This window comes from Janthinobacterium sp. AD80 (assembly GCF_002878455.1).
Taxonomy (GTDB): Bacteria; Pseudomonadota; Gammaproteobacteria; order Burkholderiales; family Burkholderiaceae_D; genus Janthinobacterium.
In genome coordinates this window covers 64,968-78,111 of record NZ_NRDQ01000043.1, presented here as the reverse complement: position 1 = coordinate 78,111, position 13,144 = coordinate 64,968, and the positions used below count along the sequence as shown (strand labels likewise).

The 13,144-nt window shown below is 62.1% G+C and carries 10 protein-coding genes and 1 tRNA gene; 2 read left to right on the top strand and 9 right to left on the bottom strand.

Going from position 1 to position 13,144, the window contains the following annotated elements:
* The first annotated feature begins 7 nt into the window (after window positions 1–7).
* Together JaAD80_RS10640 and JaAD80_RS10635 are read left to right on the top strand one after the other, a co-directional pair.
* Window positions 8–253, top strand: coding sequence for a DUF4224 domain-containing protein (locus tag JaAD80_RS10640; protein WP_102294139.1), 246 nt, complete (start codon window positions 8–10; stop codon window positions 251–253).
* Between the two features lie 7 nt (window positions 254–260).
* Window positions 261–1,262: a site-specific integrase gene (locus JaAD80_RS10635; protein WP_258002923.1), complete on the top strand. Its 1,002-nt coding sequence runs from the start codon at window positions 261–263 to the stop codon at window positions 1,260–1,262.
* 182 nt (window positions 1,263–1,444) lie between these two features.
* Here the strand turns inward: JaAD80_RS10635 and JaAD80_RS10630 are convergent, their stop codons facing one another.
* From JaAD80_RS10630 to JaAD80_RS10590, 9 genes are all read right to left on the bottom strand, one after another.
* Entirely contained in the window at window positions 1,445–2,116 is a 672-nt protein-coding gene (locus tag JaAD80_RS10630; RefSeq protein WP_146012342.1) for a hypothetical protein, read from the bottom strand.
* A gap of 263 nt (window positions 2,117–2,379) precedes the next feature.
* Window positions 2,380–2,453, bottom strand: a tRNA-Gly gene (locus tag JaAD80_RS10625).
* A gap of 59 nt (window positions 2,454–2,512) precedes the next feature.
* Window positions 2,513–3,217: a DUF4197 domain-containing protein gene (locus JaAD80_RS10620; RefSeq protein WP_102294136.1), complete on the bottom strand. Its 705-nt coding sequence runs from the start codon at window positions 3,215–3,217 to the stop codon at window positions 2,513–2,515.
* Between the two features lie 184 nt (window positions 3,218–3,401).
* Complete coding sequence (locus tag JaAD80_RS10615; RefSeq protein ID WP_258002922.1) at window positions 3,402–4,976, bottom strand: SEL1-like repeat protein; 1,575 nt, start codon at window positions 4,974–4,976, stop codon at window positions 3,402–3,404.
* Window positions 4,977–4,978: 2 nt separating this feature from the next.
* Window positions 4,979–7,183, bottom strand: a complete 2,205-nt coding sequence (locus tag JaAD80_RS10610; protein ID WP_102294134.1) for an EAL domain-containing protein — start codon at window positions 7,181–7,183, stop codon at window positions 4,979–4,981.
* A gap of 5 nt (window positions 7,184–7,188) precedes the next feature.
* Entirely contained in the window at window positions 7,189–9,360 is a 2,172-nt protein-coding gene (locus JaAD80_RS10605; RefSeq protein ID WP_180979372.1) for an HDOD domain-containing protein, read from the bottom strand.
* Between the two features lie 203 nt (window positions 9,361–9,563).
* The gene (locus JaAD80_RS10600) at window positions 9,564–10,844 is read right to left on the bottom strand and encodes a multidrug effflux MFS transporter (RefSeq protein ID WP_219726807.1); all 1,281 of its coding nucleotides are present in this window, start codon (window positions 10,842–10,844) and stop codon (window positions 9,564–9,566) included.
* A 74-nt stretch (window positions 10,845–10,918) separates the two neighbouring features.
* A complete protein-coding gene (locus JaAD80_RS10595; protein ID WP_374755238.1) occupies window positions 10,919–12,124 on the bottom strand; it encodes a class I SAM-dependent RNA methyltransferase in 1,206 nt (401 codons plus the stop codon).
* A gap of 396 nt (window positions 12,125–12,520) precedes the next feature.
* The gene (locus JaAD80_RS10590) at window positions 12,521–13,138 is read right to left on the bottom strand and encodes a 2-hydroxychromene-2-carboxylate isomerase (protein WP_102294130.1); all 618 of its coding nucleotides are present in this window, start codon (window positions 13,136–13,138) and stop codon (window positions 12,521–12,523) included.
* Window positions 13,139–13,144: the final 6 nt, after the last annotated feature.

Here is a 13,144-nt window from a genome sequence, read left to right as displayed (position 1 = left end):
ACATGGTATGGCAGACCAGATCGCAACAAATGCCACCTTCCTGTCGATGGACGATATTTGCGCCCTGACCGGCAGGAAGATGAAAACGAAGCAAATTGAGGCGCTGCGGAAGATGGGCCTACCCTTTTGGGTAAATGCCATCGGGCGACCGGTTGTCACGGTCGCCGCAGTTGAGGGACGCAAAGAAGCGCCACGGGAAAAAACATGGGTAATGCCAAGGATCAATAAAAATGGGCCGACGAAACACACGTAATTTGAACATGCCGCCGAACATGCACCCGCGCACCCAGCGCAGCGGCAGGGTGTATTACTACATGTACACGAAGGACAAGCCGCGCAAAGAAATCCCGCTTGGGCCCGACTTCATCTTGGCCTTGAAAAAATATGCTGAGCTAAACATCGTAGTGGAGCTCACCGCTAACGCGACGTTCTCAGATGTCGAAACGCGCTACCTGGTTGAAGCGGTTCCAAAACTTGCCGCCAGTTCGGCGCGCATGTACCGGTCTGACATCAAGCACCTTTTGGCAGCCTTTGCCGGGGCGCCGCTGGACCAGATCAAGCCTATGCACATTCGACAGTTCCTCAACGACCACGCTGACAAGCCGACCACCGCCAACCGTTGCAAACGGGTATTTTCTACCATGTGGAACCATGCGCGAGGCTGGGGCTACACGAGCCTGCCAAGCCCTTGCGAGGGCATCCAGGGGCATTCACTGGCAAAGCGTACCGTCTACATTACGGATGCAGTATTTTCCGCCGTGCGCATGCATGGCAGCGAGCCGCTACGGGATGCGATGGACTTGGCCTACCTAACCGGTCAGCGTCCAGCGGATGCGCTGCGCATGACTGAACAAGACATCATCGATGGGCACCTGATCATTACGCAGGAAAAAACCAAGCAGCCGCTCCGTATCACCATCACCGGAGAGCTGGCCAAGCTGATGGATCGCATTCGGGCACGCAAAGCAACGCACAAGATCTTGACGGGCGCACTACTGACCAATATTCACGGCAAACGTCTGACCGCACCAGCGCTTCGCACGCACTTTGACGCGGCAAAAAAGCGGGCGGCGGAAAACGTACCGGAACTGGCACAGGACATCATGGCATTTTGGTTTTACGACCTGCGCGCGAAGGCGGCCGATGATACTTCGGATGATCGTGGCGACCAAGCGGCCAGCGATCTTTTGGGACACGACAGCGTGAAGACAACCCAGCGGCACTATCTGCGACGAGGCAAGATTGTTGCGCCAACAAGGTAGCATTGAAAAAACTTTGCAGATTAGCAAAAAAAGCTAGCTTGACATTTCGCATCCAAAAGCAAATACTACTGACTATCCTTGTCGCAAGACAACGCACTGAGCAACTCCTATACCTCCCCAATCAGTGGGAGGTGACGGTCGAGGACCTACCCTCTGAGGAAACTCAGGGGGTGGATAGGTCGTTATGCTTTTGGCCTCTTCTTCCCTCGCTGTGCAGCTAATGCTCGCCCATCCTCTTCTCTTAGCGGTTTTATGTGATCAAGTGCCTTACAGGCATATGGATAATTGCTTTGTTTGAAGCTACCATTTTCACCTTGTAGATTCTTACGGATTTTGGCCGTAATCACCGTATTCAAGATAAGAAGCAACTCGCGATCCTCTGACGCCAACGCTACACGGCCGTAATAGTCGAGCAGTCGCATGCATTGGTCACATCCCGGTGACTCAATGTCCCACTGAGTAATTTGATTCACACCTTCAAGAAAAAAAGTTCGCATAGACGCTTGGTTCGTCTGAGACTGTTGTTGGTCAAAAAACTGCCTCTGCTGGTACTGTTGTTGGTCAAAAAACTGTCGTTGCTGATTGGCTTGATGAAACGTAAAAAAAATCACAACGAGCAAGGAAAGTGAGCCGGCGAATGCGGCCATGTGCCCACCAAAAAAGTCTCCCATTTGTCCTAATCCGCCCAGGGACAACACATCAATATTGAAGAATTTGAAATCTAAGTTCTGCCAAGCTAGGAAAGAAAAATTTAATAGTGGTACTAAAGCTAAAAGCGCCATAGGAGCTAGGACAAACATCATCCAGGCAGGAGTATTGTCAAAGTAGCTATATTTGGTAGTTTGTGTTGACATAAGCAGTGGGATGTAAGGGGCGGAGGGCAATAAAGGCGTGAAAACAGATCAAAATTGACCAACGCCATTACAGCTCTGATAAAGAGAGTCACGAGAGTTTTCCTAAGGCAACATAACAGAAAGTTGCCTTACATGCAATCTCATCGTAGGAGTATGCAGATACACCTTGGCATATGCTTGTGCAAAAAGCCGATGTAAGGATTTTTGTGGAGCGGACACGGATGTGTGGAGCGGCGAAAACAGGTTTTTCCGCCGTTTTTGACTGGAGCGGGTGAAGGGAATCGAACCCTCGTCGTAAGCTTGGGAAGCTTCTGCTCTACCATTGAGCTACACCCGCGAAGCCTGCATTTTACGCCGAATGGAACGCGGCGGGCAAATCTTCGCGGTGGCGGGGGATTACTTCAGGCTGCCGAATACCTTGCCGATGATCTTGCTGCCGTAGGCCAGCGGATTGCTGCGGATGGCTTTTTCTTCTTCGCCGATCATCAGGTACAGGCCGTCGAGGGCGCGGTCCGTGACGTAGCCTTCCACCGTCGATTGCTGCTGCGGCACCAGGCCCGTCTTGCCGATCTGGCTCATGGTGCTGTTGTACTTGCTGGCCAGGCCGGAACGGTCCGTGACGGATTTGACGATGGGCAGAAACTTGACGGCCAGCGGGGCCGAGGTCTTCTGGCGGAAGAAATCCGTGACCGAGGTGTCGCCGCCGGAGAGGATGTTTTTCGCATCCGTCACGCTCATCGACTTGACCGCATCGAGCAGCAAGGGCTTGGCCATCGGCACGGCCGACTCGGCCGCGCGGTTCATCGCCACCACCAGGTCGTCCAGCTGCTGGCCCCGTCCCGTCATTTTCAACAGGGGCTTGGCCTGCTCCAGGATGCCGGGCAGCTTGATCTTCACCTTGTCATTGTTCAGGAAACCATTTTCGATGCCCAGCTTGGCGACGGCGGCCGCCGATCCGGCTTCCAGCGCTGCCTTCAGGCCATTGCTGGCATCCTGGTTGCTGAGGGCTGCGAGCGGGTTGGCGGCGCCCGCCATGGACGAGCACAGCGCCAGCGCGCACAACAGGGCGGTGGGGCTGGCGGGGAAAGAGGTCAGGCGCATAGTCATCCTTTGTTTGAAAGCCGGGGTTCTTGAACCCTCAGCATAGCAAAATCGCAGCGATGCCAGCATTTTTTGTCGCAGCAGGAACAGCAGCGCATGCCGGCGCGAGGTGACGTAGCGTGGAAAAACTGCCGCAGCCACGCCTGCGCGCGACACTGGCGATGCAGTGGCAGGGAAAAGCGGGTCAGGCGGCCAGCGCTTCCAGCCGCTGGCGCACCAGGATCAGGTCCGACTCGCGCATGCGCGCCGCCGTCTGGCGCAGGGATTTTTCCGCGCCGGCCACGCCGGCCGCCTGCGCCATCGACAGCCAGATATACGCCTGCTGCAAATCGAGCGGGCCGCCCTGGCCGCTGGCGGCCATCAGGCCCAGATTGAACTGCGCCCGCGCATGGCCCTGGCGCGCGGCCAGCGCATACCAGTCCCAGGCAGCGGCGTAATCCTGCGGCACGTCCTGGCCATTGTCGTGGCGCAGGCCCAGCGCGAACTGCGCCAGGCTGTGACCCTGCGCGGCGGCGCGGCAATAGCAGGCGCAGGCCAGCTGGCTGTCGGGCGCGGGACCATCGTCGCGGTCATGCAAGACGCCCTGCATGTATTGCGCCGGCGCGTAATCCTGCTCGGCGGCGCGGCGGTACCACTCCAGCGCCAGCGCCAGGTCCTGCGGCACGCCCTGGCCGTTTTCATGGCGCAGGCCCAGGTCGAACTGGGCCCGCACGTGGCCCTGCTCGGCCGCCTGGCGGTACCAGTGGACGGCTTGCTGCGCGTCTTCCGGCAGGCCCTGGCCATGTTCATACAGCAGGGCCAGCTGGTACTGGGCGGCGGGGAAACCCTGCTCGGCCGCCTGGCGGTAAAACGCCTGCGCCTGCGTGTAATCGTGCGCCCCATGTTCATGGTGCAGGCCCAGGTTGTGCTGGGCCGCCGCATGGCCCAGGCCCGCCGCCTTGACGTACCAGTCCAGGGCCGCCTGCTTGTCGCATGGCACGCCCTGGCCATTGTCATAGATCAGGCCCAGGTTGAACTGCGAACTGGCGTGGCCCTGCTCGGCCGCGCGCCGGTACCAGGCGATCGCCTGCCCGCTGTCCTGCGGCAGCACGTCGCCATTTTCATAGCGCAGCGCCAGGTTGAACTGGGCCGGCGCGTAACCCTGCTCGGCCGCCTTGCGCAACCAGGCGGTGGCCTGCTGGCGGTCCTGACGCACGCCCTGGCCATTGTCGTAGCGTAGGCCCAGGTTGAACTGCGCGCGCGCGTAGCCCTGCTCGGCCGCCTTGCGGTACCAGGCGATGGCTTGCACGAAATCCTGCGGCACGCCCTTGCCGTTGTCATACATCATGCCCAGGTTATTCTGCGCGCCCGCATCGCCCTGCTCGGCAGCGCGGCTGAACCACAGCATGGCCTGGCCGCTGTCCTGCGCCAGGCCTTGCCCCTTGGCGTACAGCCAGCCCAGGTTGTACTGGGCCGCCGCATAACCCTGCTCGGCCGCCTTCTGGTACCAGTGCGCGGCCTGGGTGAAATCCTGCGGTACGCCCTGCCCCTTCTGGCACATCACGCCCAGGTTGTATTGCGCGTGTTCGAGTCCCTGCGCGGCGGCCAGGCCATACCAGTGCAGCGCCAGCGCGTAGCTTTGCCCGATGCCCTGGCCATTGAAATGCATGAAGCCCAGGCTGTGCTGGGCATTCGCATTGCCTTTCTCGGCCAGGCCCTTCAGGCGCAGATAATCAGCCGTGTAATGAGCAGCCGTGTAGCGGGGATCGGCAGCGGACACGGTCAAGCCTCGATGGCCAGCGGCACCGGCATGCCGGATGCGCCATCGGCGATCAGGCGGTTCTGCTCCTGCAGCACGCCGATAAAGCTGCCCAGCGAGATGGGACGGTGGTACAGATAGCCCTGCATCGTGGTGCAGCCCTTGTCCTGCAGGTAGCGCGCCTGGCCTTCCGTTTCCACGCCTTCGGCGATCAGGTGCAGGCCCAGCCCGCGCGCGATCGAGATGATGGCCAGGATGACGGGATAGTGTCCGTGTTCGTCATGGATTTCTTTTACAAACGACTGGTCGATCTTGATCGTGTGGATGGGGAAGCGGTGCAGGTACGACAGCGAGGAATAGCCGGTGCCGAAATCGTCGATGGCCACCGACACGCCCAGCTGGCACAGCTTGTTCAACTGCTCGATCGCGTACTGCGGGTTGCGGATGCAGATGTTTTCCGTGATCTCCACTTCGATCTTTTCCGGCGCGATGCCATAGCGCGTCAGGGCGCCGCGCATCTTCTCGAAAAAGTCGCCCCGGTCCAGGTATTGCGGCGACAAATTGAGCGACAGGCGCACGGCTTCGCCGCCGGCCGCGTTCCACTGCACCAGGTCGCGGCACAGGGCGCCCAGCATCCAGTCCGAGATCGGCAGCATCAGGCCGTTTTCCTCGGCGAAGGGCAGGAATTCGCCGGCCGTCAGCAAGCCGCGCTGCGGGTGGTTCCAGCGCATCAGGCCTTCGGCGCCGACGATGCGGCCCGTCGTCACATCCACCTGCGGCTGGTAATACATCTCCAGCTGGTTCAGTTCCAGCGCCTTGCGCAGGCTCTGTTCCAGCGCGATCTTCTGGTGCGACACGTCGAGCATGGACTCGTGATAAAAACTGTGGCCATTCTTGCCCAGTCCCTTGACCTGGTACATGGCGATATCGGCATGGCGCAGCAGTTCATCGATGGTCTCGCCGTCGCCCGGATAGATGGCGATGCCGATGGAGGCGGAAATATGCACCTGGTTACCATCGAGGTCGAACGGCTGGTGCAGGCATTCGAGGAACTTGTCGGCGATCAGGCGCGCATCCTGGCGGTCGCGCAGTTCCGGCAGCACGATGGTAAATTCATCGCCGCCCTGGCGCGCCAGCGTGTCGCCGCGGCGCAGGCAGTCCTTCAGGCGCAGCGCCACCTGCTGCAGCAGCTCGTCGCCCTTGACGTGGCCGAGCGTGTCGTTGACCAGCTTGAAGCGGTCCAGGTCGATGAACATCACGGCCAGTTCCGTCAGCTTGCGGCGCGCCTGGATCACGGCCAGGCCCAGGCGGTCCTTGAACAGCATGCGGTTCGGCAGGTCCGTCAGGATGTCGTGGTAGGCCTGGTACGAGATGACTTCCTCGGCGCGCTTGCGGTCGGTGATGTCGCGCGCTACGCCGTAGGTGCCGAAATACTCCTGCTTCCTGGCCTCGTGATCGAGGCTGTGCATGCCGATCGAATTGAGCGGAACCGTCATCAGCGTATTGCTGAAGGTGCGGTCGCTGCCGCTGCCGCTATGGCACTTCAGGCGCAATTCCACATTGCGCGAGGCGCGCTCGTCGATGCGGCGCTCATTGAAGGCGTAGCGCGCCCGTTCCTGGTCTTCATCGTGCACGAGGATCGAGTAATGACTGCCGATCAGCTCTTCGCGGCTAAAGCCCAGCAACTGGTGCACGCGGTCGTTGATGAAGGTGATGCGCCCTTCGTGGTTCAGGGTATAGATGATGTCGGGCGAGCTGTCGACCAGGTAGCGGTACATCTTCTCCGAGTTTTCCAGCTGCAGCGCGATGCGCTCGTTCTCCAGCGCCAGCTTGCGCTTTTGCAGCGCGTTCTCCACCGTCTTGAGCAGCTCCTCGCGGCTGTACGGCTTGCGCAGGTAGTCGTAGGCGCCGCGTTTCAGGGCGCCGATGGCGGCCTCGATGCCGACATCGCCGCTCATGACGATGACGTCGCCCTCGATGCCGCGCCGGTTGATGTGGTCCATGATTTCATGGCCGCTCATGTCGGGCAGGCGCAGGTCGAGCAGGATCAGGTCGAAGCGCAGTTTCGACAGCTGCGCCAGCGCCTCGCTGCCGCAGGTAGCCGTGTGCAGCTGGTAGCCGCGGTCCTTCAGCAGTTCGTGCAGGGAGGCGAGCAGCCGTGGTTCATCGTCGACCAGCAGGATGCGCGGGCTATTTTCCAGGTCAAAAGGAATGGCGGAGGAATTCATGGACGTTACGAAGACAGGGCGGTATTACCGAGCGCGGGCACGGCGGCGGAACTGGCGGCGCCAGACTGCGGCGCGGGGACGGGCAGCAGGATCTCGAACGCGGTGCCGGCCTTGCTGCTGCGGCAGCCGATCACGCCATGCAGGCGCGTGACCAGGTCATGCACGATGGACAGGCCCAGGCCATGATGCGCGCCCGCCTTGCTGCTGCGTACGGGCGAGAACAGATTGGCCAGCACCTCGGGCGCCAGACCGGCGCCATTGTCGCTGACGCACAGTTCCAGGTACAGGCGCCGGTCGCGGTTCACATGGCCACGGTTCGTCACTTCGATGCGGCCGCCCTCGGGCAAGGCTTCAACGGCATTTTTCAGCAGGTTGAGCAAAATTTGCTTGAGCATGTCGGCATCGGCTTCCACCTCGCTGGGCGCGTCCTGCATGCGCACGACCACCTCGATCTTCGATGGCAGGAAGTCGGTGGCGCGGAACAGGCGCAGCACATCGTCGGCCACGCGCGCGCAATCGGTGACGCCGCTGGCGGCCACCGGCTGCAGGTCGGCCAGGCCGTTGATCAACTGGCCAACCCGGTCGATCTCCTCGTTCAGGATAGCCATCTCGCCCACCACCGGTTCCTGCTTTTCCAGCTTGTGATCGAGCACGCTCAGGTAGTTCTTGATGATGGACAGCGGATTGTTCACTTCATGCACCACGCGGCGCGACGCTTCGCGGTACTCCTCGGCCACGTGGTCCAGCTGGCGCCGCGCCAGACCGCGCGCGTTGATCGCCGTTTCCAGCGCACCGGCGGCCTGGTTGCCGAAGGCGCGCAGGAATCCTTCGCGCTTCTGGCAGGCGGGAATCTGCCACGCCGCCACGCCGCCAATCAGCACGCCCAAGCTGCGCTGGCCGGCCACCAGGGGCAGGCAGACCAGGCTGTCGGTGCCGAGGATGCGGAACAGCTGCTCCTCGACGATGCCCAGCCCCGGGATGTCGCGTTTCAAGAAGGCCGGCTTGCACTCCAGCGCGGACGCGGCCAGCGGCCCGCCCTTGGCCAGCGGCACGGCAAAGCCGGCCAGGCGCTGCTGCTGTTCGCCCGCCGCCACGCCCACCAGCGCGTGTCCGGTGGGGTTTTGCAGCAGGATGACGGTGGTCTCGAAATCGAACAGGATGCGCGCCGAGCGCGTGATGGCTTCGAGCAGGCTGGTCTCGCCCTGCTGGCGGGCGAAGGTCTGCCCCACTTCGGACACGAGGACCATATTGCGCACGTCTTCCGACAGGCGCTGCTGCACCGGATTGACGGGCGGCGGCGCCGACGCGGGCGGCGTGGCGATATCGTCGGCGCCGGCCAGGTCGATGCCCAGATGCTGCGCGGCCTGCTCCACCTGGCGCGCGACGCTGCCGACCAGGGTGTCCAGTACCTCTTCGTCGAGCGCGCACAGGCGCGCCGCCTGCGTGATCGACTCGGCCTGGTCGGCATCGCCGGCGTGGCAGCACAGCAGATGCGCCAGGCGCACGATGCGGATCAAGGGGTGGCTCGTTTCCAGGCGCGCCAGCGGTTCATGGTGATACAGCACGCTGTCGGCCAGGAAGGAATCGAGCTGCCAGCGTTCGATCAGCCAGGCGCCCGCTTCGGCATGCGTGATCTGCAAGGTGCGCTGCTCCACCGCGCACAGGGCGGCGTCATCGCGCGCCGTGAAGTTGAAGGCATATTCTTTCGGCGCCGTGGCCAGCAGGGCCAGGCGCCCGACATTGTGCAGCAGCCCCGCCAGATAGGCTTCCTCGGCATGCGGGTAGGCCATGGCCTTGGCCAGCGCGCGCGCCATGACGGCGGCCGACAGCGAACTTTTCCAGAAGGCGCGCAGGTCGGTGCTGCCGGAATGGGGAAAGCTGTTAAAGGTCTGGAATACGGATTCGCTGATGACCAGGGTCTTGATCATGTCCGTGCCCAGCGACACGAGCGACTGCTCCAGGCTGACGACCTTGCCGTGGCGGTGATACGCCGAGCTGTTGGCCACGCCGAGGATTTTGCTGGTCATGCCGGCATCCTTGGCGATCAGGGCGGCCAGCTCCGGCATGCCGGCATCGTCGGCTTGCAGGTGGGCGATCAGCTTGATGAGGATCTGCGGCATGGCCGGCAGACGGGCAATCAGCAGGCGATTGCGAATATCTTGATCAGATTGATGCATCGTATCAGGCATTGCCGGTTCGAAAAGGAAGCGCGCTCAGCAGCGAAGCGCGGCCACGTTCAGAGGAATCCTCCACTCCTGTAACCAAAAAATAAACTGCCTGAGAGGATGCCGGGAAAGAAGTCATCTTATCATAAGCGCCGGATATTACTTGCAATATAGAAAATTAAGTTGAAATAAATCCAGCGTTCTGCAGTGGAAACTTATGCCTTCAGGGAACCTAGCAAACGGTGGCGGAAGCGCCGGGAAATCAGCCACAGGGCCAGCGCCAGCGCTGTAAATGCCAGCTGGCCCGATGCCAGCCACAGCACGGAGCCGGACAGCAGCGGCGAGATCACGCCAGCGACCACGGCGCCCAGCAAGGTGCTGGCAAACGACTGGCAGGAAGCGACCGTGCCGCGGATGTGCGGAAACAGGTCCAGCGCCAGCAGGGTCGCGCCCGGCCCCACCAGCGACATGCCGAAGGTATAGAAGAACAGCGGCAGCACCGACCATGGCAACGATGGCGGCAGGAACAGGTGATACACGACATTGACGGTGGCGGCGCACAGCAGGAAGGTAAAACCGATGCCGATCTGGCGCGCGAACGTGACCTTGCCGGCGATGCGGTTGGCCGCCAGGGCACCCATGAAAATCCCGCTCACGCAAGGGATGAACAGCCAGGCGAACTGCGATGGTCCCAGGTTCAGCTGCTTGGGCAGCATTTCCGGCGCGGCCGTGATGAACAGGAACAGGCCCGCAAAATTGAGCGCGACGATACCGGCCTTGATGTGGAACAGGGGCGAGCGCAGGATCTGGCCGTAGCTCGACGCCAGGAAGCGGGGGTTGAACGGCTGGCGCTTTTCCACCGGCAGGGTCTCGGGCAGGCGCCAGTAGCAGAACGCCAGCAGCACCACCGTGTAGAAAGCCAGGAACAGGAAGATCGAGCGCCAGTCGAACCAGATGACGATCCAGCCGCCAAGAATCGGCGCCACGGCCGGGGCGATGGAAAAGATCATCGTCACCAGCGACAGCAGGCGCGCCGCCGCCGCATCCGCGTACAGGTCGCGGATGATGGCGCGGCTGATCACCACGCCGGCGCCAGCCGAGACGCCCTGCATGATGCGGAAGAACCACAGGTAGTGCACGGTGTGCGCCGAGGCGCAGCCCAGCGAGCCGATGGCAAACATCAGCAGGGAAACGAGGATGACGTTGCGCCGGCCGAAGGTATCCGAGATGGCGCCATGCCACAGTACCATGCCGGCGAAAGCCAGCATGTAGAACGTCAGCGACTGCTGCACCTCCAGCGGCGAGGCCTGCAGCGAACCCTGGATGGCGCCAAACGCGGGCAGGTAGGTGTCGATCGACAAGGGCCCCAGCATCGACAGGCCGGCCAGCATCATCGCCAGCGCACCGCGGCTGAGCGGTGCCATGTGGCTTGGCGGCGGTGGCGGAACGGGAGTGACCGGGTCGGGCGGCACGTCGGCCGGAGGGGTGGGAAACATGGCGGATCCAAAGTGGCGCGCGGACCGGCATTGGTCCGCGCGCGGGGTTACTGCGGGTATCTTGCGGTGAACGCTTACTGCTGTGGTTTCGGCTTTGCCTCTTCACGGCGGTTGTATCCCGCCACCATATCGAAGCGGAACAGACGGCATTCCAGCGCGCCGTTGAAGAATGGCGTCTTGCGCGCTTCCTTCAGACGCAGCAGCTTGGGCAGGCCCAGGTCGGCCGTGAAGAGGAACACGGTCCAGCCGGCGAAGCGCTGCTTCAGGGTGGTGCCCATGGCCGAGTAGAAGGAAGTCGACAATTCGTCTTCCGGAATGGTGCTGTCGCCGCGCACGCCGATACGCTCGCCGTACGGCGGGTTGGTCAGCATGATGCCCGGCACGTCGCTTGGCGGCTTGACTTCCTGCGCCTCGATCTGCTTGAGCGGCACCTCGAAGCGCACGCCGGCGCAGCGCAGGTTGTGGCGCGTCATGGCCACCATGTCGCCCGAGATATCGCTGCCGAAGATCGTCGGTTCGGCTGGCAGCGGATTGGCCTTGATGGCGTTCTTCATGGCGTTCCACGGCGCCGGATCGAAGTCGTGGAAGTTTTCAAACGCGAACTGGCGCGACGCGCCCGGCGGAATGCCCTGCAGCATCTGCGCCGCTTCGGCCAGGATGGTGCCGGAACCGCACATCGGGTCAAACAGCACCATGCCCGGCTTCCAGCCCGACACGCGCAGCAGGCCGGCGGCCAGGTTTTCGCGCAGCGGCGCGTCGCCCGTCTCTTCGCGCCAGCCGCGCTTGAACAGGGCTTCGCCCGAGGTGTCGAGGTAGACGGTAAACGTGTGCGCGTCGAGGAAGCCGACGATGCGCATGTCCGGCGTCTTGGTGTTGACCGATGGACGCTCGTTGAACTGGTCGCGGAAGCGGTCGCAGATCGCATCCTTGATCTTCAAGGTCGTGAATTCCAGGCTGCGCAGCGGCGACTTGACGGCCGTGACGTCGACGCGGATCGTGTGGTGCACGCCGAACCAGTCTTCCCATGGCTGCGCCAGGGTCAGGTCATAAATGTCGTTTTCCGTCTTGTAGCCGGAATGGGCCATGCGCATCAGCACGCGCGACGCGATGCGCGAATGCAGGTTGATGCGGTAGGAATCGAGCAGGTCGCCCGAGCAGTGTACGCCGCCCGGCACCTGGTTGTGGACCTTCATGGTCGCACTATCCTGGGCGATCTCGCCCAGTTCCTCGGCCAGCGCCGCTTCCATGCCGCGCGGGCATGGGCAAAAATATGAAGCCATAATTAGGATACCTTTTATCCGTTGTAGTGAACACCCGCAGGCACCTGCTGCGCGGTACGGCGCTCGCCCGGCGATGCTCGCCGTACCTTCGTACGGCTGCGCTTCTCGGACCAGCGGCGATCCGCTCGCGACGGTGCCTGAGGGTGTCGTTACTTTTACTGCATTAAAAAAACCACTTTGCCAATACTGCTTTTAACTTGCTGCCTCGCCAGCCGACATGTGCCGCTGACTGTGCTTGTCGGATTACGCGCGGCCTTGCCCCGCTAATCCGACCTATATCTTCAACACCTCGCGACAAAACCGCACCTGTCCGTAGGTCGGCTTAGCCCGCCAGGGCTTAAGCCGACATGCGCTGGCGACTGAGCTTGTCGGATTACGCGCGAGCGCTAATCCGACCTACAACTTCTCCAGCGCGCGCTCGACGAAATCGAGGCGGTCCTGGCCCCAATACCCTTCGCCATCGACGATGTACCACGGCGAACCGAAGACGGATGCGGCGGTGGCAGCTTCCGTGTTGGCGTCGTATTCCGCCTGCACGCTGGCCGTCTCCGACGTCTTCAGCAACTGGCGGCCTTCGAAGCCTGTATCGAGGGCGATCTGCACCAAGGTTTCTTCGTCGCCGATATTGCGTTCTTCAGCCCACAGGCCGCGCATGATGGCGTGCGCCAGCTTCAGCGAGGCGTCCACGCCATGCGCCAGGCGCGTGGCGATGATCAGCTTGGCTGCCGCTTCCGGCGACACGGGAAAGAACTTCGGCTGCACATTCAGGGGCACTTGCAAAAAGGCCGACCAGCGCGCCAGTTCGGCCAGGCGATACGCCTGGCGCTGCGGCGCGCGCTTGGCCAGCGGCAGGCCGCCCGAGACGCTGAAGACCTTGCCCAGGTCGAAGGGACGCACGTCGATCTGCGCGCCCGTCTTCGCGGCGATGGCCATCAGGCGCGCGTGGCCCAGGTAGGTCCACGGCGAGTGGGGCGCGAAGAAATACTGCACGACTTTATTCTGACTGGCACTCATCTCGTT